Source organism: Pseudoalteromonas luteoviolacea NCIMB 1944, assembly GCF_001625565.1.
Lineage (GTDB): Bacteria > Pseudomonadota > Gammaproteobacteria > Enterobacterales > Alteromonadaceae > Pseudoalteromonas > Pseudoalteromonas luteoviolacea_F.
In genome coordinates this window covers 213,427-235,695 of sequence record NZ_AUXS01000064.1, presented here as the reverse complement: position 1 = coordinate 235,695, position 22,269 = coordinate 213,427, and the positions used below count along the sequence as shown (strand labels likewise).

The following is a 22,269-nucleotide window of genomic DNA, read 5'->3' as shown; positions in this document are numbered from 1 at the left end:
TAAGCAGTGGGCTTGCAAGCGCAGCTCTTTGCTGGCAGTCTTGGCTTTGGCGTCTTTTGATTAGATTTTTGTATGAAACTCATTGTATTTATTGTTTTATTTACTCTTTTGTCCGGTTGTAACTCGATTCAAAAACCTGTTGCTCCTCACCTGCTATTTCACCAGCCAAATGATGTATCAACCGATGCGCTTGTAGCTCAAAGCTATTTATTGCTATCTCAAGAGGCTTACCGACTAAAAGATCATGACTATGAGTTTGAATTACTGAATGAGCTAGCTGACTACGAATACGGGCCTGCTCAGTTAGAAATTGCGAAAAAGCTATTAAAAGGGCACGGTAAAGAGTATGTACAAGGTACGCCTCTTGAGTGGACAGTTAAGGCTGCTGAACGAGATTATATTCCCGCTATTTTGTTTCTAGCACAGTGGTATCGCTATGGGGGGGACGGTGTTGATGTAGATCTAAAGGAGGCAATGAATTTATATGCTCGTGCCATTGAGTTGGGGGATTATTCAGCAGCTACCGAATTAGGATACATATTTATAAGGCATTGGCGAGAAGAGAAAGGCTATGAAACAGCGCAGCAGCTTTTCGCTAACGCAGCATACCATGGTGATGTCAAAGCGCTGTGTGGTCTAGGTATAGTTTACCGAGAGTCAAAGAAACTTAGAGATTTAGATAAAGCCGCTGACTATTTTCAAGTGAGTTATGTACGAGGTTACAAAGAATGTGCATTTGAACTTGGATATCTTTATCACAGAAGTAAACCTGACACACAGCAAGCCTTAAGATGGTATCAGGTTGCGGCAAAAAACGGGTCGCGAGATGCACTTAATAATCTAGGCATGATGTATAACAACGGTGACGGTGTAGACATCGACTATAATCGTGCAAAAAGCTATTTTGAGCAGGCTGTGGAACTAGGCAGTAGACTGAGTTTTGGAAATTTAGGTAGCTTATATGAGCTAGGCAAAGGCGTAGAGCGGGATTATGACAAAGCGATCTATTGGTATCAAAAAGGAATAGATAGGCAAGATGCTCAGTCAATGCACAATTTAGGGACTTTATACAACTTAGGGAGAGGAATCGAAAAGGACCGAGCAAAGGCGCTAACTCTCTTTGAGCAGGCTGCCGATTTAGGTAATCGCTTTTCGGCTTTTAACATAGCCAATGCCTACTTTTACGCAGATGGCAAAGAGCAAAGCGATGAGTTAGCACTGGAGTATTACCTAGTTTCAGCTAGATCTGGCTATGCCCCCGCGTTTTGCCAAGCGGCAGAAGTTGCGTTAAAAGAGAGTTGGGCATTGGCTAGACCTTATTTCCATGAGGGCGCAAAACTTGGACAGGAAAGTTGCTTGAAAAGCTTAGTTAAAGGTATGCGCGCCAATAAAGAGCGAGACATACCCGTTGTTGGGTTGTTAAAAGCATTTGCTAATCGCGATGTCGCATTTGCAAATGAAATGCTTGGCCACATATATCAATTTGGTGAATTTGGTCTTCTCATCAACTTTAAAAAGGCGCGATCGTTTTATTTGAAAGCCGGTGAGTTAGGCGCTGGCAATGCATTTGCAAATTTAGGCTTTTTGTACGAACAAGGTGAGTTAGTTGAACGAGATTTAGACACTGCGGTTTCTTTTTATCAAAAAGCAGCTGAAATGGGTTCTGCCCTAGGAAAAAATAACCTCGCAACTTTTTACTTAAATGGCGTGGCTGTTAAAAAGGATAGAACTAAGGCCATAGAGTTATATAAAGAAGCTGCTGAACAACATAATACCGCTGCACTAATCAATCTCGGCGATATTTATTTAGAGTATAACTCCAAAGACTATCAGGAAAAGGCGTGTACTCTGTTCAAAAAAGCACATGAGTTAGGCGCTAAACGGGCGGCCATAAATCATAGCCGTTGCATAATTGAGCAAAACGGTGATATTCAATCAGCGTTTCAATTACTTGAAGAGAGTCGGGGACAAGACTGTAATTTATGTGTTGTAAAACAAGCTGAGATGATTTTGAACAAGCAACTAGCGGGCAAGCAACAACTAGACGCGTTTAGTATGCTGCAAAATGCAGCGCAGGCTGGCAATGCTGCTGCTGCATATAAACTTGCTAGCTTATATGAAAGTGATGATATCGAACCTCAAGATCTAGCCCTCGCATTTAACTGGTATAGAACCTCAGTAACCTTGGGAAAGGTGGATGCTCTTAATAAAATTGCTGAGTTTTATTGGATTGGAAAAGGGGTTGATAAAAGCGAAGATGATGCTGTAGAGGCAATATCTCAGTTAGCGAAAGCGAAAAACTTTAATGTTGCATCATTCATTGGAGAACACTTCTATCACGGTGTTAACGTCGATATAGATTTCAACAAAGCCAGATACTATTTTATGAAAGCTGCGCAACAAAATGATGGTATGGCGCTAAACTCACTTGGCGTGATCTATCGAGATGGTTTGCGTGTTGCAGTAGATACTGAGCGAGCAAAAGACTACTTTGAACGTTCTGCAAATTTGGGGGTGCCAGATGCTATGCATAACTTAGGTGCACTAAACCTGTCTCAAAATCAAGAAAAAGACGGGCTTGAGTGGTTGCAGCGGGCGGCAGATAAGCAATTTGTTAAAAGCTATATCTTACTGGGCGATTATTACGCTCGCCATGATACAAGTGAAGAGTCCATGCGCAAAGCAGTAAAATGGTTGCAATTGGCAGCAGATGAAAAAGTCCCTGACGGCATGTACAAGCTGGCAATGTTACTTAAAAAGCAAGATCACAATAAATTTACTACCGAGATCCAAATGTGGTTGAAAGCAGCTGCATCTGGCGGTCATCAAGCAGCGGTTAGCGAGCTTGAAGAGTATAAATTGCAGAGGCGATAAACAGGGCTGTTTGTTTGGCTATTGTCAATGAAAAAGTAAATATTTATGTAAAGTGCTTTTAAATATATTTTAATCTAAATAAGTGTTATTTTTTGATTTTCTCATCGTTTATACTTGGTGTGCACATAAAAATAGAGTTTAATTAAAACTAAATTTTACATTAGTATTCGATAGTTGCCGTTGAAAAAATACGTAGTTCGATGTTACTCAATAGCTACTTGACGCTGTTACATCTTGTTCCGTTAGGTGGAGAAGGAGGATTTGATTTTTAAATCCATAGGACTCATTTTTCCTGATTTTTATTGCACTTTTTTATGGGTTTATATTTTTTGATTTAGCTAAAATGGAAACTGTACGTTATTTTTATGTATAAATAGCTTTGGCAGTCATGTATCATATTAATATAAACATAAAGGTTAAGTGGCTTGAAGGATTGCAAAGCATTAATAAAATTAAAGACGAGCTGTCTTTTTTATCTGAAAAACAGCCTGACCCATTTTTTATAGAAGGGTACATAGTTGGGTTAGGATTAACGCCACAAACAGTTTTACCAAGTGTTTGGATCCCTAAACTGTTTGGTGACGATACTCCTGATGATGAAATGCATTTAAGGTCGTTAATGGACTTTTATCATGTCTGCATGGATAGTGTGATGGAAGGTAATTTAACACTCCCCATTGAGTGCTCATTGTCGAAATTGGACCTACAAACAGCACTTCGAAACGACATGCCGCTACCGAACTACTGCATGGGCATGCTACTTTCCTTATCTTTTATTGAGCAAAACAGCCTTAGCCCTGTTCAAAGTTTTCAACTTAAAAAGTTAAGGCGCGTATTGAGTGGCTTGAAAAGTTATTTAAATGCTCAAAACACTTTCGGAGAAAGCCGCGACTTTCGTGATCAAGCACTATCGGCTCACAATGAATTAGGTCAATGTATAAGAGAAACAGCCTATGAAATGCGATTCTCAGATCAGTGTATTCAGGAAGCAGAAGAGACGAGTGCGCTGCCTGGGTTTAACCGCGACCAAATAGAAAGTCACCTAAATGATATTCTGAATAAAGACAGTCAAGCCACGCTTAAATTAATTAATGAACTTATCACTGTCATTGAGCGAGAGCTAATAACTGTAAATTTTATAGAGCAGTTCAGGGAGGAGATTGAAAACCTCCATGAAGCGCAGCCTTATTTTATATTGAAAACAAGAAAAGCGCAGATTCATTTTAATTTAGATGAATTTGATGTCGCTCAGCGTGTTTTAGAAGAGTTAATTGAGCTTGCACCAAACGACTACTATAAAAATCGATATCAGCTTTACAACTGCTATATTAAACAACAAAAATGGTCAAGTGTGAGCGTGCTTGTTGATAAGTTCGATTCTTGTAGTCTTCCCGATAGTGCAACCCAACTGCTATGTGAATATGCTCAAAATGGTAACAGTCAAAGAGCTCAAGATTTAAAAAGCCACATAAAACAGAGGTTTCCGGAATTTGTTGCTTTAGCTGGAGCTGACTCTCAAAGAGGAAATAACCAAATATCTGATGCGATGACTGAGTACATAGGCAAGGGAGGGTTGAAAGCCTGGCGCTCGGTAGAGGGGAGTTTGTTTTGGCTCAAGGCCTGACGAAAAAGCAGTCGGTTTCTTTGCAAGATTAAGAAACCGACAAACCGCCAGAAGGTTACATTGCTAGTTAAGCGGCCTCTTCTTGTTCTTGGGATAAGAATTCATTCATTGTCAGTGGTACAGATGCAAAATAGCCTTGAATGTATACATTCGCAAACCTCGTCATATATTGGTATTGAAATCTATTTTCAACCCCTTCAACAATAATCGTTTTGTTACTGTTTTGTGCTGATTTTATAATAGCATCTAGTCGCGGAGCTTGTGTTTCTTTGTCCTGAATATGCGTAATAAATGTTTTGTCAACTTTTACTGAGTTGAAGTAACGGCTGTTTAATAACTCATTGTTTCCTTTACCTTTGCCAAAATCATCTATCGCAAAACTAAACCCAAGATTAGACATTTTTCTCAACGTGTTTATCGTATTATCACTGAGTTTTAAATCGTTCCCTTCAACTATTTCAAATGTGATAAATGCTGCAATTGACGGCGTATCTCGAATAACCTTTTTGAGATAGTTTAATAGGCTTTCATCCTCTAATAACTGTGCCGAAATGTTCATATGAATAGGCTTTAATTTTTCGCGCGCTTCAAGCTTTATTTTTAACATAGAGTAAATCTGGTTGATGACAATTTTTGTCAATTCACTGTGCAGCTCAGGTTTATCCTCTATCATAGGCATAAAGGCTTTTGGGCCTAGGTTTTTGGTATTCCGCCATCGAATAAGTGCCTCGTAGCGCCGTGGTCTATCTATATTAGATGTTTTAAAAATTGGTTGAAAAACGAGGTAAAAATCATCTTGGTTAAATGAAATACTATTCATCAACTTGAGTAGCACATGTTTTCTATACATCTCCGCTTGATATATTTTTTCATTGTGAAAAAACGTACCTGATGGTGACTCCAATGCGTATTTCATTGAAAACGTCAGTCTGCGCTGTACTTTGTCTATACCATACAAGGAAGATTGACCCGTCAAACTCATAGAAGAAATTGCGTAGTCTATTGGAACTTGCGTATTGTTCACCCAAACTTGTTTGGGTAACTTTTCTAAAATTTCTTTTTGTTTTGCTTCAGCTTCTTTTTGGTTTGACCCTGTATCATGGGTGACAAACGCCATGACTAGATAATCGGAATCATGTAGTGCCAAGGCAAAAGGTTGGCAAGATTTACCTATCTCCTTGAACAACTGAGAAAGCGTATCTTGATTGTTTTCTATAGAGTCAAAAACCGGTGTTCTTCCGAGCTTAATTAAAGAGACATGAAATTTAGAAAACTTTCTATCCACTTTCATTAACTTTTGCATAAAGAACAAGTAGTTCGGGATATCGCTAGTGCCGTGATAAAGCACCGACTTACTTAGCGCATCTTTTGCTTTTTTTAGTTCATTTAAGACTTTTAAATCCTTTTTATGGAGTTGGTTTGTCCTTACGAGTGCAATGATGCTCATTGCGGCAATTATAATTGCTATGCTTAAATAAATATTGTTCATAAAAGAAAAATAGTTGAGAAAAGTACGTTCTGAATTTAAATACAGAAAAGTGGACGAAATATGTGTTTTTTGTTCATTAAGGGGTTAATTACATTACAGTCAATTACAGAACCGTTTTCTGACTGAATAAAATTCATGAATAAAATGCAATTTTAGATATGCTAATTGCCAAACGAGCGTTCAATATGTTCGTCAATTTCAAACTCGTGGTTGCGAAAAGATTTGAGTAGCTTATAGCTCAAGGGAAGGCGTCTGTGGGGCCTGGACTTTTTGACTTTTCTATATGAAGGGCTTTTATCAAGATCGATTAGGCCCATAGCCCATTTGCGAAAATTGCGCTTTTTAATTGGGTTACAAATCAGTGCTTCGACATTATTATGCCTTTTATCTTGTTTGATATGCTCGAACAGCTGCTCTACTTTAGGCTTTTCTCCTTCAATAACTTGCATAAAATGGTGGCCGTCGTAAAGTAGCATACCCGATATGCCTCGAAGTTGATTGGCTGCGGCGCACTGTCTGCGCAGGGATTCTAACTCTTCATCACACAGTGGGTTAGTCACCGTACTTATATAAATAAGCTCAATCAATTCCATGGTATTACTATATTTGTTGCAATATAAACAAAGATAGACAGCAATGTAGAGTTTTGCACTTTAAAAAGTGGGCAGGTGGTTGTGACGAGTTTAATTGAGGGGAAAGTCCCCTCAAAAAAGTCCTGTTATTTTAAGCCAATGCTATGTTTAACAGTCACTTCGCATGGCGAAGAGTTTTTACCAAATGCTGATTGCACGAACAGCTGATCGCCAGGTTTTAAGTTAGATAGGATTAACTTAGTTGTGTCATAGCGACGCTTAGCAACCTGATCATCCCAAGCACTTGAACTATCCTTATTTACATCATAATAGATCGAACAACCGCCTGTGGCGCCTTCATTGGTCGTCCAATTAAAGTTAATTGTGTAGTTAGAAATACTATAATTAAATTTAGCATTTTGATTTTGACCATAGCTGTCAGTGATGTTGACATATGTCCATCTGGCTTGTGGTACACCAGGACGTGGCTGCTCAGTAATATTAACACCTAAACTAGAGTCTGCATAAGCAGAAGCACCAACAGACATTGCAGCGGCTACGATGGCCAATTTTATATACTTCATTTTAAATTTCCTTTTTTATACTTTTCATTTTTATATTTCCAGTCAACCTCTAATTTATAAACTGTATTTCTGAGGTTTATTTGAAAACGAATTCAATTTAACACGCTAAGATTACAATTAAAATTCTCAATTGTAACATTTAATTATTCTGGATAACTTGGTGTTTTCTTTTTATGTGTGTTGTTTATCGCCTTGTGTGTTTCCAGTACCGGAAGAGGCGAGTTTTGTCGAAGCATCTTGCTTGGGTACTTTACTTTAAAGAATCCCTCTCCTACTTTTTTAGTAGTGGAAACCAAAAGGCTTTTTTGTGCAAAGAATAGGAGAGCAGTTTTAATGCTGACATTGTCAACGCAAACAATATTGCTAATGTGTGCAGTTGGTATTGTTGCGTCAGCAACTGCCCTTACTTTTTTATGGATGGCTAATAGAGACATTAAAGCAACTGCGTTTTGGGCTGTCGGTCCGTGGTTACTGGTTACCAACTTTTGCCTTTTTGCGGCTCAAAATTCGTTACCTTATTTTTTTAAACACATTGTTTCTAACTTTTGTGGTCAGCTGTCTTTAATCATGATGCTGGTTGGCTTGTATTATGCGGTTCAGAGGCGCCCGCCGTGGCGAATATTTGTGGTTTACTTGGGCGTCTTTCTAATATGTTTAGGTACTTTTACGTATTGGCATGACTCATACGCTTGGCGATTAAAGCTGTCTGTTTTGACAATTTTATGTACCTCAATTTGGATAGTCGCTATTTTAGTTGAACATCGTCGTAATAGATTTGAAGTCTCGGGTGCGCTCGTTGTTCTGGGGCTTGGATGTTTAAACACGGCTGGCATATTTCGGATAAGTGCTCCAATTAGTGATGGTTCAACCAGCATATTGACAGATACGAGTATCTATATTCAGCTGTTTTTTATCACCATCATGATCGCCCAGTTAGTGTTTAATTTCGGCTTTGCCATTATGGTTGGTGAGTTGCATAACTTTGCCAATAAGCGGGCCCAACAAGCGCTGCTCAACACCAACCATGAATTAGCTATTGCGAAGAAACGGGCAGAAGAAGCATCGCGGCATAAATCTGAGTTTTTGGCGAATATGAGCCATGAGATCCGCACTCCCATGAACGGTGTTATTGGCATGTTGGAGTTAGTAGAAAAAGAAGGGTTGAGTGAGGTACAGCACAATTATGTAATGACCGCAAAATCTAGCGCAGATGCCCTGATGGTTGTGATCAATGATATTCTGGATTTTTCTAAAATTGAAGCGGGTCGACTTGAAATTGAGCATGTTGAGTTTGATATCATTGAACATAGTGCTTCGCTTGTGCAAACGCATGCACATGCAGCTCACGGCAAGGGCCTAGAGTTGGTGCTTGATACCGTAGGTGTCACTTCGCGTTGGGTAAAAGGGGACCCTATTCGTTTTAAACAAGTCTTAGGAAACTTGGTAGGTAACGCGTTGAAATTTACGAGCCAAGGAGATGTAACCGTGACTTTGGTCACAGAGTTACACAACGATAAAGTAAGGTTAATAGGGCATGTCAAAGATACTGGGATCGGTATTGAATTAGATAAACAAGAAAAGTTATTCCAGTCATTTTCTCAAGTTGACTCTACAACCACGAGAAGGTTTGGCGGAACGGGTCTAGGCCTCGCAATTGTAAAAACCCTATGTCAACTAATGGGGGGAAATACATCGCTGCAAAGCGAGATGGGTGTGGGTAGTGTGTTTAGCTTTGAGATCTTACTTGAATCGGTTAAAAAGTTAGACCTAGAACCCGAAGCTCGATTGCAGTCTGTGTTGATTGTTGACAGCTCAGAAACCTCAGCTGAATTACTCAAAAAGATGTTTTGTTCATTTGCACATGAGGTGGTTGTTGCCACCAACTTCAAAGACGCGCAAGCGTGCCTACGAGCAGACACTGAGTTGCTCCTGTTGAGCCGCTATGTGGCGGGAAAAAAGACCGACAATTGGTTGAAAAAGTGGAAAGTCAGTTCTAGGACTACCGCGGTTATTTTAACTTTACTCAGTGATACACACAGCAGTGGGTATTTTAAAAAGCTCGGGTTTTCAAGTCGTGTGAACAAACCATTTACGCAAAAAGAACTTGAGAGCACACTTGAATCCATGAACTCGAGACAAGGCACTGCTACAGATATTGATTCGTCTATTAAACGCTCTTTTTCTCATCAAATGGTTTTATTGGTAGAAGATAACCCGGTTAATCAACTCGTAGCTAAAAAAATGCTAGACTCCATCGGCTTGATTGTTGATTTGGCGGGCCACGGTCAAGAAGCAATTGAAAAACTAAGAGAGCAGGAGCATGACTACCAGTTAGTCTTGATGGATTGCCAGATGCCGTTTATGGACGGGTTCGAAGCAACGCGTCGGATCCGAAATGGTGAAGCGGGAGAGGCTTTTTTAGATATTCCAATATTGGCACTTACGGCAAATGCCATGAAAGGAGATCGGGAGGCTTGCATTGACGCGGGGATGAATGATTACATCACCAAGCCAATTCAGATGGAAAGTCTAATGGGGGCCTTGTCTAGATACTTATCACCAGAGCTGTCTCGCTAATAATTAATAGGACCATTCAGAAGCTGAAATACTTTCCTTTTGAGGGGATGTGGAAGCAGTTAAATCTTTGCGCAATGTGTATCTTGTCAACATAGTTATATGTCTACTTTTCGTGGTGTCTACTTTTCGTGGTGATGACTTTATTTCTTTTTAATGATACTTGCTCGTAAAGCTCAATTTTGTTCGTCTTACGTAATGCAAGCATGACCAAAAGTTGATGGTAAGTTGGGTCCGCTGTGTTAGCCAGTGCAAGAAAAATTACAGCAAGCTGCGCAGCCCACGCAATCCAAAGGCTGGCGTTTGTTCATACCCGAAAGGCACAAGCTAAATTCGTATGCAGGTGATTTTCCAGAGAATTGAAAACATGGGACATTGTCCATATTATGTTTTTATTCAATCGCAATGAGGAACTCCCATGATAGATTTTCGCTCGGATACGGTCACACAACCTTGCAAAAATATGAGGCGGCTAATGAGCAATGCTATGGTTGGTGATGACGTATACGGTGACGACCCTACCGTAAATGAGCTTGAACACTACAGCTCCGTTAAACATGGCTTTGACGATTCTTTATTCGTAACTTCAGGTACACAGGCTAATTTACTGGCAATTCTCGCACATTGTGAACGTGGTGATGAGTATATTTGTGGCCAAGATGCACATAATTATAAATATGAAGCGGGTGGAGCTGCTGTTCTCGGTTCTGTGCAACCTCAACCTTTAGAAAACCTACCCAATGGTGAAATCTGTTTAGATAAGATTGTTGCGGCGATTAAACCAAACGATTTTCACTTTGCAAAAACTAAACTGTTGAGTTTGGAAAACACCATTGGCGGTAAGGTGTTGAGTTTATCGTACCTAAGTGAAGTTCGCTCTTTGACTAAAAAGTATGGACTACAGCATCACTTAGACGGGGCACGCGTGTACAATGCCGCCGTTGCTTTGGGTGTTGATATCAAAGAGATCAGTCAACACTTTGATTCAATGACTGTGTGTTTATCTAAAGGTTTGGGAGCGCCTGTTGGCTCGCTGCTAATGGGCAACAGCGCATTCATCGAAAAGGCTAGGCGGCTTAGAAAAATGCTGGGTGGCGGCATGCGTCAAGCGGGTATTCTCGCCGCAGCGGGTTTATACGCATTAAAAAACAATGTTGAACGGTTGGAGCAAGATCATGAGCATGCCCGTTATTTGGCTGGCAGGGTCAATGAGCTGCCAGGGTTTGATAGCACGTCATACGAAGTTCAAACCAACTTGGTGTTTTTGAATGTTGATAACAGCGTTGATATACAGGCATTTACCAAAGCTATGTATGACAAGGGAATAAATATGACGCCAGGTTATCAGGGAATGCGGTTAGTGACCCATTCAGGTATTGAGAAAAGTGATATTGACAGTTTTATTGATATTGCAAAGGCGCATTTAGCTTGATTGAAAAGTCATTTCTTATTGTGCATAACAACATTGCTGAGGCGATCACGGGACCTTGTACGATATACAAGGCCCCATTCTTCAATAAACGGAGCTGTGTGTCTCAAGCTTGTGCAACGCTCATTACAGTTTAAACCTGCCAAGCTCCTCGGTGAGTTGATGACTATCTTTATTTACTGTCTCTAGCATGCGTATAACTTTGTCTAATTCTGCAATCGAGTCGCCAGCCAAATCTCGAAGTCGTATGATATTTGAATCCATCTCTAATGAAGCGTCTGACTGCTGGACCATAGCTTGAGCGATGTTATCGACAGCTGCATTTGCATCGTGTTCTAGCTCCATAGCCTTGTTCAACTGTTCTGATACATCTCTGACTTCATCTCGAGTTTCGTCGGTCAGTTTATTGCCATTTTCAACTTTTTCTACAGCTTCACTACCGATACGTTGTAGCGCGTTAACGGTGCCTTGAATTTGGTCAATGGACTGTTGAGTTCTGTGAGCTAAAGCTCTTACTTCGTCCGCAACAACAGCAAAGCCTCTACCTTGCTCTCCAGCTCTTGCAGCCTCGATTGCTGCATTTAGTGCCAAGAGGTTAGTCTGTTCGGCGATTGATTTGATCACATCTAATACGACCCCTATCTCTTTACTCTCTGAACTTAGGCTTGTTATTACACTGACTAGTTCTGACATCTCGTTTGATAAAGAATCGATGTTTTCTACTGAATGCCGCATTTGCTCACTGGCTGATACTAAATTCTTATCCGTTTCGTTGGTGCTTTGTGCTGCATGATCGGCATTACTAGAAATGTCTTTGATGCTGACTGTCACTTGATTTATCGCTGACGCAATTGACTGTGTTTGTAATTCCTGCTCTTGTATTTTTGAATGTATATTGCTTGTCGCGTTTCTGACATTATTGACAGATACTTCAAGATGATTTGCTGTGTGTACAATGGACTCAATCAAGGATTTGAACTTCCCTTGAAAGTGATTAAATTGAACAGCGACACTGCCAATCTCATCGTCATCATCTACTTCTATAAACTTCGTTAAATCACTTTGACCTGATGCTAAGTTGGCAAGTGAATCTTCTAGTTTTTTGGTTCGACGAAGTACAAATCGCTCAAACATCATAACCAAAGTGACAATGAGCAGTATTAAAACTAACAGGGAGCCGATCAAGATATAATTTCGAATGTTCGAAGTCAGGGCGGTTACATTTTCCAATGGCTTGGTAACTTCGAGGACGCCTCTCACATCACCCTCTTTCCAACCGACTTTCGGCGTCAAAGGGTGCGTATTGTGGCAATTTACGCAGGCTTGTGCTTGCATTGTATCTGCCACTGCAATCCTTAAATATTGATTGTTATTTGACTCAATTATTTTTGAATAAACCTCTTTGGGGTTGGAGGAAAGGTATTTCCATGCCTCCTTTTGAAACTCGTCAAGCTGCCTGTGTTTACGATTTGGAAATGGGTATTCACTATAAAGCTGTATTTTGGTGCCTGATCGAGATAGGAGTTCACTCAATTCATGGATGAGTGTTGCAGGCAGAGGGATCGCATTGTTGTCATTGCGGTGTTCAAAATGAGGTGACATCCCAAAGGCTTTGGCTTTTGAGATCACATTTTTGGTGTAATAGCCTCTTAGAGTTTTAAACTGATTAACCGTTACAATTGCATCGTCAGAGGTAATTTGTAACATGGTTGATTTTATAATAGATGGGAGTGTAGTTGCGACTAGGATGGCGACAACGACCATCATTAACCCAAGCGGGAGAACAAACCGTCGTGTCATGGACTGACTGCTCATGGCTATGTTCACTTCCTTTAAAAATACTTTGTTTAAGCATAGTACATATGGCGTAAATGCAATGCTTTAAGGCATGCATATTTTGATTTTTCAGTCCCTAAACAATACCGTCATTACGAGCGGTAATAATTGCAATTTCTCATCTTAAGCCTTGTGGATATATGCAAATATGAATTCGTAGAGGCGAGTACAATCAAATAGAATTTTAGTGTGCTTGGAAAGCTGGCTTTCTTGCTCAGTTAAAGCCCGCTCATAACTGCTCATGTATCAATCTTTTGCGAGCTTTGTACATGGTATAAACGTCACAATTATATGGCGTAGAGAAGTTATATTTATTTGATACTTATGGTTATTATTTTTTTTCATTGAAAATCGTGTGCATTGTTTTTTCCTTTTTATGTAAATGAATGTAAAAACACGGTCCGGATTCTACTTATATTTGACTGATATTTGCTATGTCATTGAACACATTCATACGGATTTAGCTCAACCCTGTCACTAGTATTATCTGCATGACATTTTTGGAGGTACTTTCGATGAAAAAACAACTTTTAATGGCCGCATTGGCTTTATGTGCAACGCAAGTGCAAGCAGCTAATTTAAGTAAATCTTACTTAGAGATTGGATATTCAACAACTGAGTTCACAGACAATACTTATTTTGACAAAAAAACAGATTTGGACTTACTTGGACATCAAATTAGCTTAAGTTATGAGTTTGAAAATGGCTTTTATAGTGGTCTACATTTCAAGCGACATAGAGATACATTCATAATATATTTTCTTGATCAAGATGTTGATTATGATGAAAATCTTCTTGAATTGGGGTATGTCTTAAATAAAACTGAAAAAGGACGGCTCTCTGTAGGGGCGTATATCGGTGAAATGGATATTGCTATTAAAGATAATAACAGTGATGCAAATATATATCGATTATATACAGAGTATGACCATGGTTTTAATAAGTACTTTTCTGCTTTTGCAAAGGTCGGATACGAGTCTATCGACGGGGATAATTCTACTAAAGAAGATGGCTTTTGGGCGCAAGCCGGTATCCGTGCGCACTTGGGAGCATCTAGCTTGTCGTGGGGGTTCTCAAGAGGGGAGGTGACAGAGCAAATAGCCTTTGCATATCGATACTCATTTTAAAACATGATCAATTCGCAGGCCCGTCTGTTGGCCTGCGCTATTAACTGCTGATTCCCTTTCTACCCTTGTTGCAATTTAGCACTACAACTTAATATAACCTCGAAGGTTAAGCTTGAAACTCAGTACAAATACCTAGTATTTACTATCAATAGATAAAGATTGCTGCATCTTGAGACACTTTGATACAGACCTCTTTTTTTGACTGGTGTAGCATTTTTTCATCAGTTAAATTAGGGGTTTAAGAAATGAAAAATAAAATACTTTTTGCCGTTTTTTCAGCGATTGGCTTTAATGTACAAGCAGCAGATTTAAATAAAACATATTTTGAGCTTGGCTATTCACACAGTGATATGGGGAACAGAAATAGTCCGCAGCCCAGTGGTATTCAATTTGGCTTTGGTTACGAATTTGAAAATGGATTATATGCTGGGTTTAATGCCAAAAGACAACGAGATACTTTAGAGCGACCCAATTATCAATTAGATGTGGATTTGGACGAAAACTTATTGGAACTCGGCTATATTGCCTATGCAACACAAAGCGGACGTTTTTCTTTTGGTGCCACTTTGGGGGAAATGAGCTTATCCTTAGAGGATCGGACTAGGGATGGTTCGTTTTATCGGTTCCACACAGAGTATGAACATAGTTTTAATCAATACTTTTCTGCATTTGCTAGGCTTGGGTATGAGTACTTTGACCCTGAACAGGCTAAAAATGACGAAGGGGCGTGGGCCGAGTTGGGCATAACCGCGCGTCTGGGCGTATCGAGTCTGACATGGAAATATCATAATGGACAAGGGATCGACCGCTTAGGTTTAGTTTACCGCTATCACTTTTAAAACGGCTAATTGAAGCAACGAGATTACAATTGGGCTAGGGTCCTTAAAATTCGTTAGCCCTAGCCCCAAGAACACGAAACTTGAACTTTTTGCCGAGAGAAAACTGGATGTCGCGAAGAAGTAATTCGCTTTGGAGTATGGCTTTTTGAGTTGTACATTGTCATCTATCTTTTCTGTCTCCCAGAGCGTACCTGTTACCCATCCGCCGGACAGTTTAACAAAGCTCAGTAATGTGTAGTACAGGAGGTTTAAATACATTTCCAAACGAAAAAACTGTAAGCATAGCTATGTTTGGAAGTCGCTCAATTTAAGGTGTATTCAAGTGTACTATTATACCGTGATGTATAAAAAAGTGACTGTAGTCACTGGGCGTTAATCCAAGGCAGACGTTAGTGTATTAGCCATTTTGTTGTCAAATTTTTAATTAAACCAATCGCTTTTCTTCTGAGTATTTATTGTGGTATTACTATTTTTATTGGTTGTCAGAACAGCGTTAACAGTGTCGTATTAAGGAATCAAATATGAAAACGATAGGTCTACTTGGTGGAATGAGCTGGGAGTCTACTGCAAATTACTATAAGTATATTAATCAAGGGATTAAAGATTCTTTAGGCGGGTTGCATTCTGCAAAAATCATGATGAAAAGTATAGATTTTGCTCCTATTGCCGAACTTCAAAAGGCACAACAATGGGAGACTATGGCGCAAATGCTCAGTCAAGACCTCAAAGATGTCGAGCGGGCAGGTGCTGATTTTATTTTGATTTGTACCAACACCATGCATCTAGTGTATGAAGAAGTACAAGCAGCGGTAAACGTGCCTTTGATCCATATCGCTGATCCGACTGGTGAGCAAATCGTAAAGGATGGAAAAAAGAAAGTTGGCTTGCTGGGGACTCAATTCACAATGGCTGAGTCATTTTATAAAGATAGGCTTAAAAATAAGTTTGATATTGACGTAATTGTACCTGATGAAAGTGCTCAGAAGGTGGTGCATGACATTATTTATAATGAATTGTGTTTAGGTCAAATCAAAAGGGGATCCAAACAAGCTTACCTAAACATTATCGAGCAACTACAAGCACAAGGTGCTGAAGCGATAATTTTGGGTTGTACTGAAATTGCCCTACTTGTAACTGAAGATGATACTTCAGTTGCACTTTATGACACCGCAATTTTGCATGCAAATAGTGCAGTAACCGCTTCAATAAATGACTGATGAAAGCGGTTTAACTCGATGGCAAAAAGGAATGCTTTATACCTTGGCTTTGATTTAAAGTAATAAAAAATTCATAAATTGGAGCTTTTATTTTAATTTTGTGTAAAAATTTACTCGTTTTAAAAGGAGTAATTATGAAATTAAAATATCTTTCATGTGTTGTAGCTGCAGTGGTTACTAGTTCATCGGCAATGGCATTTACGCAATTAGGTGGGGCTGGTGTAATGCCAATTGGCCATGAGTGGCTTACACGAACGGCAGCGCTTGAGCTAATGGGGCAAGATACTCGGGTCAGTGATCCGCAAGACCCAAGACTGACGTGGCAAAATGGCCTAGCGAAGTCCACAGAACTCAATGTAGCTCAACACGAAGTGGAAAGGATCTTATCAAAAGCAAACGAAGATGGGACCTATTGGTCAGAATATGATGCAGTTTTTGCTGCCATTGTTGGAGAAAGGTGGGTAGATATTGCCGGGTTTAATGTCACTTCGGCCAGTACCGACCCGACAGGACCTAACTGCTTCAATGCTGTGGCGCAGGAGCCTGCTGACTTGCAGCAAGATCACTTTATGCGCCGCTACGATGATATTGGTGGAATAGGAGGTGTGAATGCTGCAAAACGCGCACAACAGCGCTTCATTTCTCACTTTGTAAACGCAGCTATTGCAGAGTCAAAAAAGATCAAAGTTTGGGATGGGGGAGGATATGCCAAAGCGGTTGAGGTTGACCACAACTATTTTTTATTTGGTAGGGCCGTTCACTTATTTCAAGATTCATTTAGCCCAGAACATACTGTGCGCCTAGCTGCCGACAACTACGAAAAAATCTGGCAGGTAAAAGCGTATTTATGTTCAGAAGGTGCAGAGCAACATACGCATGATACAAAAGAAGCGATTAACTTCCAAAGTGGGGATGTAATTTGGAAGCCAGAATCTCGGGGGCAAAGTGGCTGGCAGGCCTACAAACCGAGCAATATAAAACCTGTTGCATTAGTTTCTCTCGAAGCCAGTAAAGATCTGTGGGCTGCTTTTATTCGCACCATGGCTTTGCCAGTAGAGGAGCGTAAATTGAAAGCGGAGCAGGAGGCAAGGCAATTGGTTGCTAATTGGTTGTCTTTTGATGAGCAAGCTATGCTGAGCTGGTACAACGACGAAGAAAAACGTGATCATACCTATGTATTGGCCCCAGGGGAGCGTGGAAAAGGAAAATCACTATTGCAATGCATGGCTGAGTTAAATGTCGGTACAACCGATCAGCTTGAGCGAGTTGCACAATTAGAAGAAGAGCGCCGGCATTGTTTGTACAATATCGAAGCAGAAACAGGGTATAGCGATGTAAGTGACCCCCTAATCAATATGCCATACAACTGGAAGTGGAAGTCATTAACTTGGAAAACACCACCAGAACAGTGGCAGCCGCAGCAACTTGATGCGGACACAGGAGAGGCTGTTCACATTCATAATGTGGCGACTGGTAAGGCGCTAGGCGCTCAATCTGGCGAAGAAAAAAATGCATTGTTAAATGCCAATGGCGTCAAAGCTGTTGAGTTTTTATTAATCAATGGCGGTGGCGAAGAGGTTTATTTTAGAACCAGAAATAACGCGGAGCTGTTCTTAAGCTATAAAAACAACTTTACTGGAGACGCTATGTTGTGGACAACGCCAGACAAAGCGTCATTTAACATCGAGTCATATGGCACAAATTTCAATCTCAAAAACAGCTATTGGCAACAATATGTTTGGGCGGACGTTAGCACGGGACAAGTGCATTTATCTCGAAAAGGCGAAGCACATAACAAAAACGCGCAGTGGCAGATGATTAAGCCCTAAGGGTGAATAAGCCCAAAGCATGTAGTTGCTTTGGGCGCTTACTAGTAATAGAGAAATGAGTCACAGTGACATTGTGGATCTGCTTTAAGTAAATCTGCATGTAAATCTATCTTCCGTTGACTTTTTTCGTCCCAAACTGTGACAACTTGATTGCGTCTATCTACGATTAAAACCTCAACTGGATGGTCTTGGTATTCAAGCCATTCGCCTTTTTGAATTTCTTCAATGTTCATTATTTCACTCCAGCACCTGCGCAGCTTATATATTCAGCACCTTTGTATTATCGCTAACAAGTGAAAGTCATTAATATTTGCAAAGAGTATTATCCGAAACTACTCACCAGCTTTATTACGCTTTAAAAGCGAGATTATGTAAAAAAGATGATGGAGCCCTATTAAGTGTAGAAGGACACAGAAAAAAGCCCAACATAGAAGGTGATCCTCGTCGGGCTTTGGTCGTTAGTTTTCATGTTGCCCTAAATGTGTGGGCCAAATTTGGGATTAGAAGTTATATGCCACGCTAAATTTAACGCTTCGAGGCAAGATATAGCGTCCGTTAGCAGCAGCAGGATTACGTGGGTCGCCTTCTGTTAATCCTTGCTCATCTGTTAGGTTGTCAATGGCAATTTGTAATTGTACTTGCTCAGAAGGTTCCAAAGTGAACCCTATGTCAATTTTTTCGTAGCCATCAAGCACCGCACTCGGTGTATTTTGAATGTCGCTAAAACGAGAATCTACCGCAGAGAAAGTTCCGTAAACTGTTGCAAACATATCATTTAGCTCAAATTCATAGCTTGGTGTGATACGCAGCTGCCAGTCTGGGATGCGCTGTGATTTCTTACCCGTTAGGCTGGCATCAGGGCTTTGAGCCACTTCGCTGTTTTGTAATGTACCATTGAGGTTAACACTGAAACCTGATTCGTGGTTGTAGTTAAAATCAACCTCAATGCCCTGTGCTTCAGTCGTGAAACGCTGTGCAGGTAAGTCAGGGCGAACAGAGAATGATTCACCTTTTACTTCGTTGGCAAAAATGGTTGCGAAAAAGTCCATGTTTTCTCCCATGAACTTGTAACCGACTTCGCTTTGAGCCACTTCTTTGATTAACTGATCACCCGCCGAATATGCATCAAAGTTATCTCTAAAATCGTCAAAGTACGGCATTTTAAAGCCTTTGTTAAAACGAACAAATACACCGCTTTGCTGATCTAACTTATAATCTGCGCCTAGGGTCCAAGAAGTTTTGCGAGCGCTAAAATCGACAGATTTAGTGATGATGCCATCCAGTCCCTCATCGACAGAGTAGTCAACTTCATGACGCTCACTACGAAGGCCTAAATCTAACGTTAGACTGTCAGTTGCTTGGTAACTGTGAGTGGTGTAAAAAGCAAGTGTTGTGGCGTCACCGTTGCTATTAATATCATAGTTAAAGCCGCAGCCCTCAACTGAATCATTACAGGCGATACCGGTCAGCATTTCACCGCCCTGAGCTAAAACGTGATATGCGGTATTCCCTAAGCTCCACCAATCTTTAGCAGATGTCGTTGCTGTATAAACACCGAATGCGCTGTTAACAGTGCCAAAGTCTTTACTGATAGCGAGATCATTCGTAAATGCTTCTATATCTTTGTGCACAACCCAACGGCCATAATCCTGTACTCGTGTTTCTGCACCATACTCTTTACCTGTTACTGCACCTGTCGCACTAATGCCATTGTCAGCTACTTCTGATAAATTAACGGCATTGCCAGCAGGCACTAGACCATATGTGTTGGCGTTACCTTGAGTTAAGCTAAAGCGATCGATAAAGTGCCAACCATTAGCCAATTCTAAAGAGATGCTTCCCCCGGAGACATGGCCATCCCAGCCGCGTCCTTCTGCTAGGTCGATATCAACTTTACCGTTACCTGCGTGTATGGTTGCTTGGCGGTTTAAAGTACCAAGTTGCGTAAACTCAGCATCTACACCGGCCTCATTAAGTGGCGTAGGCAAATACCAAGCGCCAGTGTCATCTGTTTGGCGCGTATAAACATTGATTTCGCCATTTTCAAGTTCTTTGGTCAACTTAATTGTAAATTGATGACCCTTCTCAGAAGTAAAACCGGCATCACGGATCCCTGATGAGCGCTTAATATACCCGCCCACCATATAATAAAGGTCTTCACTAAGCTCACCGCTTAACACACCATCTACACGCTGTAGGCCGTAGTCTGAGGTTGTGTATTTGAATGTGCCTTCAGTGTCTTCTTGGCCTCTTTTTAATCTAAAATTGGTTGTCAGTCCAGGTTGGCCATTAGACAACACAGGGTTAGGGCCGCCTCTAAGCCCTTCCATCATGGAGATGGTTTCATCGAGGCGAAAAATTGACGAATTTTCTAAAAAGGAGAGTGTAGGAGCAGGGTAAACTGGTGAGCCATCTAGGCTGACGGTTAGAAACGGTGCGTCACCACTTGATGTAAACCCTCTAACATTGATATTGGCACCAGACTCACCACCTGAACTTTCTACCCAAACTCCAGGAATGGCCTTGAATAAGTCGGCTGTGCTTTTAGGTGCGAGTCTTTCAATTAAGGATTCGTCAACATTTGTAACGGCATAGGCTGCATCCACTTTTCGGATCCCCATACCGCCTGGAGTACCAGAGATTACAATAGTTTCTAGCTTTTCTTTGGCGTTATTTTTTTGCTCAGCATTGGCCACGTTAGAATAGGTTATCGCGGCCATAACCGCTGCTGCAAGTGCAGAATACTTCTTGCCTAAGTTCACAGGAGCTGCTCCCTTGGTTGTGTCATATGTGTTGTCATAATGACCGACTTGCACGTCGGCATCGCTTATCGCCTCAACTCAGAGTTATTTTAATTCGCTAACTCTGCATAATTTTAGTTGGATTGCACTGGGCGTTATTTTAAAATAGAACTTTATGCAAACGTTTGCAATAGGCGTTTGCGATATTTTTTTACTTTGGGTTTACCTATGATGTTAAGTGCATGCTTTTTGATAACTTAGCTTGTAGCGTGGGAATAATAAAAACAAAGAGTTAATAAAATAGCGCTTATTTGATATTACAAAGGTGTAGAGGGTAATTCAATGTGGATGAATTACCTTGAGTAGTTTAATCTAATGGCTCTAATTTAGGGGGGGAACCCTTAGAATGATGCCAAATCATCATAGATGTTTTCTGATGCAGTGAATGAGCAATGCCACATAAAAAATTGAAATTGGCAGATTTAGCCAAATTAGCGGGTGTATCAACATCTACAGCTTCTCGAGCTTTGAATGATAACCCATTGATAAAAAAAGAAACTCGAGAACGAGTTCAAAAACTAGCTAAAGAACACAACTTTAGCCTCAATGCTGCTGCGAGCCGTTTGCGTTTACAGAAAACCAAAGTCATTGCGGTGCTCATTAATCTTGATTCAGAAACAGAACAGTCTATTGATGATCCATTTTTACTGAAAGTTGTCAGCGACATTAACCTTGCTGTTAATCGACAGGGTTATGAGTTGCTACTATCAAATTCTTTTATGGCTGGGATTGATTGGTACGGGTACTTTATCGATGGTCGCCGGGCTGATGGTGTGATTGTCGTGGGTCAAGGGAAGCAACAAGCGCTTATCGATAATGCAGCAAAAGCTGGCATGCCTCTTGTGGTTTGGGGTGATCCAAAGACCGATGCTGATTATGTCGTGGTTGGAAGTGACAACTTCTTAGGTGGTGAACTAGCCGCAGAGCACCTCATTGCTAAAGGGGCTAAAAACCCCATGTTTTTAGGAGATCCCGCGCATGCTGAGCTCTCAGAGCGCTATAGTGGATTTTGTGCTGGGGCCGAGCGGGCAGGTGTAACTGCCACACAGCTCTTAAAAATTGACATTACAAGCCAAGCAGCTTACGACGCGATAAATCACAAGTTACGCAGTGACGGTCTTGATTTTGATGGGATTTTTGCGTGTAGTGATATGGTTGCGCTCGGTGCAATGAAAGCGTTGAAAGAACGCTACGTCAGTATTCCGAATGATGTGCATGTGGTTGGATTCGACGATATTGCAATGGCCGACATCAGTTTTCCGTCACTGACTACAATAAGACAAGATACTAGACAGGCGGGCGAGTTGCTGGTTAAAAAGCTCCTAGCTCAACTCAATGGTCAAAAAGTATCGTCTAGTCAGCTAGATATTGCCTTAATAGAGCGTCAATCGAGCTAATTGAGGGGGCAGCTACTTGCCTCAATTCGCAATGGCCTAGCTATATCCGTGTTAATGTCTGTTATTAAAACTTTAAA

Annotated in this window: 15 protein-coding genes; 9 read left to right on the top strand and 6 right to left on the bottom strand. The window is 40.7% G+C overall.

What is annotated here, in order from left to right; all coding sequences use genetic code 11:
* Nucleotides 1–72 precede the first annotated feature (72 nt).
* Nucleotides 73–2,874, top strand: a complete 2,802-nt coding sequence (locus tag N483_RS21850; protein ID WP_023397940.1) for a tetratricopeptide repeat protein — start codon at nucleotides 73–75, stop codon at nucleotides 2,872–2,874.
* 388 nt (nucleotides 2,875–3,262) lie between these two features.
* Nucleotides 3,263–4,498: a hypothetical protein gene (locus tag N483_RS21845; protein ID WP_023397939.1), complete on the top strand. Its 1,236-nt coding sequence runs from the start codon at nucleotides 3,263–3,265 to the stop codon at nucleotides 4,496–4,498.
* Nucleotides 4,499–4,565: 67 nt separating this feature from the next.
* Here N483_RS21845 and N483_RS21840 read toward each other — a convergent pair whose 3' ends face one another.
* The 3 genes from N483_RS21840 to N483_RS21830 form a co-directional block, all read right to left on the bottom strand.
* Nucleotides 4,566–5,945, bottom strand: coding sequence for an EAL domain-containing protein (locus N483_RS21840; RefSeq protein WP_172642399.1), 1,380 nt, complete (start codon nucleotides 5,943–5,945; stop codon nucleotides 4,566–4,568).
* Nucleotides 5,946–6,148: 203 nt separating this feature from the next.
* A complete protein-coding gene (locus tag N483_RS21835) occupies nucleotides 6,149–6,580 on the bottom strand; it encodes a BLUF domain-containing protein (protein ID WP_023397937.1) in 432 nt (143 codons plus the stop codon).
* A 125-nt stretch (nucleotides 6,581–6,705) separates the two neighbouring features.
* Complete coding sequence (locus N483_RS21830; RefSeq protein WP_023397936.1) at nucleotides 6,706–7,143, bottom strand: hypothetical protein; 438 nt, start codon at nucleotides 7,141–7,143, stop codon at nucleotides 6,706–6,708.
* Between the two features lie 333 nt (nucleotides 7,144–7,476).
* Here N483_RS21830 and N483_RS21825 point away from each other — a divergent pair, with 333 nt between their 5' ends.
* Nucleotides 7,477–9,720, top strand: a complete 2,244-nt coding sequence (locus N483_RS21825) for a response regulator (protein ID WP_023397935.1) — start codon at nucleotides 7,477–7,479, stop codon at nucleotides 9,718–9,720.
* A 415-nt stretch (nucleotides 9,721–10,135) separates the two neighbouring features.
* Nucleotides 10,136–11,149, top strand: a complete 1,014-nt coding sequence (ltaE, locus tag N483_RS21820; RefSeq protein WP_023397934.1) for a low-specificity L-threonine aldolase — start codon at nucleotides 10,136–10,138, stop codon at nucleotides 11,147–11,149.
* A gap of 123 nt (nucleotides 11,150–11,272) precedes the next feature.
* On the opposite strand, the gene N483_RS21815 is transcribed toward ltaE, so the two are convergent.
* Nucleotides 11,273–12,946: a methyl-accepting chemotaxis protein gene (locus tag N483_RS21815; RefSeq protein WP_023397933.1), complete on the bottom strand. Its 1,674-nt coding sequence runs from the start codon at nucleotides 12,944–12,946 to the stop codon at nucleotides 11,273–11,275.
* Nucleotides 12,947–13,497: 551 nt separating this feature from the next.
* Here N483_RS21815 and N483_RS21810 point away from each other — a divergent pair.
* The 4 genes from N483_RS21810 to N483_RS21795 all read left to right on the top strand — a co-directional run bounded on the left by N483_RS21810 (nucleotide 13,498) and on the right by N483_RS21795 (nucleotide 17,994).
* Nucleotides 13,498–14,109, top strand: a complete 612-nt coding sequence (locus N483_RS21810; RefSeq protein WP_023397932.1) for a hypothetical protein — start codon at nucleotides 13,498–13,500, stop codon at nucleotides 14,107–14,109.
* A 245-nt stretch (nucleotides 14,110–14,354) separates the two neighbouring features.
* Nucleotides 14,355–14,948, top strand: coding sequence for a hypothetical protein (locus N483_RS21805; protein ID WP_023397931.1), 594 nt, complete (start codon nucleotides 14,355–14,357; stop codon nucleotides 14,946–14,948).
* Nucleotides 14,949–15,469: 521 nt separating this feature from the next.
* The gene (locus N483_RS21800) at nucleotides 15,470–16,165 is read left to right on the top strand and encodes an aspartate/glutamate racemase family protein (RefSeq protein ID WP_023397930.1); all 696 of its coding nucleotides are present in this window, start codon (nucleotides 15,470–15,472) and stop codon (nucleotides 16,163–16,165) included.
* 134 nt (nucleotides 16,166–16,299) lie between these two features.
* On the top strand, nucleotides 16,300–17,994 hold the full coding sequence (locus tag N483_RS21795) for a hypothetical protein (RefSeq protein WP_023397929.1): 1,695 nt from the start codon (nucleotides 16,300–16,302) through the stop codon (nucleotides 17,992–17,994).
* Nucleotides 17,995–18,035: 41 nt separating this feature from the next.
* Here N483_RS21795 and N483_RS21790 read toward each other — a convergent pair whose 3' ends face one another.
* Nucleotides 18,036–18,227, bottom strand: a complete 192-nt coding sequence (locus N483_RS21790) for a hypothetical protein (protein ID WP_023397928.1) — start codon at nucleotides 18,225–18,227, stop codon at nucleotides 18,036–18,038.
* Nucleotides 18,228–18,494: 267 nt separating this feature from the next.
* Nucleotides 18,495–20,714, bottom strand: coding sequence for a TonB-dependent receptor (locus N483_RS21785; RefSeq protein ID WP_052027351.1), 2,220 nt, complete (start codon nucleotides 20,712–20,714; stop codon nucleotides 18,495–18,497).
* A 473-nt stretch (nucleotides 20,715–21,187) separates the two neighbouring features.
* Between N483_RS21785 and N483_RS21780 the strand changes: the two genes are divergently transcribed.
* Nucleotides 21,188–22,192 (top strand): LacI family DNA-binding transcriptional regulator, encoded by a 1,005-nt coding sequence (locus N483_RS21780; protein WP_023397926.1) that lies wholly within the window; start codon nucleotides 21,188–21,190, stop codon nucleotides 22,190–22,192.
* The last annotated feature ends 77 nt before the right edge of the window (nucleotides 22,193–22,269 follow it).

Bases quoted from the DNA above. Each gene is read 5' to 3' on its own strand.
- N483_RS21850 (WP_023397940.1), top strand. From the start codon at position 73: ATGAAACTCATTGTATTTATTGTTTTATTTACTCTTTTGTCCGGTTGT.
- N483_RS21845 (WP_023397939.1), top strand. From the start codon at position 3,263: ATGTATCATATTAATATAAACATAAAGGTTAAGTGGCTTGAAGGATTG.
- N483_RS21840 (WP_172642399.1), bottom strand. From the start codon at position 5,945: ATGAGCATCATTGCACTCGTAAGGACAAACCAACTCCATAAAAAGGAT.
- N483_RS21835 (WP_023397937.1), bottom strand. From the start codon at position 6,580: ATGGAATTGATTGAGCTTATTTATATAAGTACGGTGACTAACCCACTG.
- N483_RS21830 (WP_023397936.1), bottom strand. From the start codon at position 7,143: ATGAAGTATATAAAATTGGCCATCGTAGCCGCTGCAATGTCTGTTGGT.
- N483_RS21825 (WP_023397935.1), top strand. From the start codon at position 7,477: ATGCTGACATTGTCAACGCAAACAATATTGCTAATGTGTGCAGTTGGT.
- ltaE (WP_023397934.1), top strand. From the start codon at position 10,136: ATGATAGATTTTCGCTCGGATACGGTCACACAACCTTGCAAAAATATG.
- N483_RS21815 (WP_023397933.1), bottom strand. From the start codon at position 12,946: ATGACACGACGGTTTGTTCTCCCGCTTGGGTTAATGATGGTCGTTGTC.
- N483_RS21810 (WP_023397932.1), top strand. From the start codon at position 13,498: ATGAAAAAACAACTTTTAATGGCCGCATTGGCTTTATGTGCAACGCAA.
- N483_RS21805 (WP_023397931.1), top strand. From the start codon at position 14,355: ATGAAAAATAAAATACTTTTTGCCGTTTTTTCAGCGATTGGCTTTAAT.
- N483_RS21800 (WP_023397930.1), top strand. From the start codon at position 15,470: ATGAAAACGATAGGTCTACTTGGTGGAATGAGCTGGGAGTCTACTGCA.
- N483_RS21795 (WP_023397929.1), top strand. From the start codon at position 16,300: ATGAAATTAAAATATCTTTCATGTGTTGTAGCTGCAGTGGTTACTAGT.
- N483_RS21790 (WP_023397928.1), bottom strand. From the start codon at position 18,227: ATGAACATTGAAGAAATTCAAAAAGGCGAATGGCTTGAATACCAAGAC.
- N483_RS21785 (WP_052027351.1), bottom strand. From the start codon at position 20,714: ATGGCCGCGATAACCTATTCTAACGTGGCCAATGCTGAGCAAAAAAAT.
- N483_RS21780 (WP_023397926.1), top strand. From the start codon at position 21,188: ATGCCACATAAAAAATTGAAATTGGCAGATTTAGCCAAATTAGCGGGT.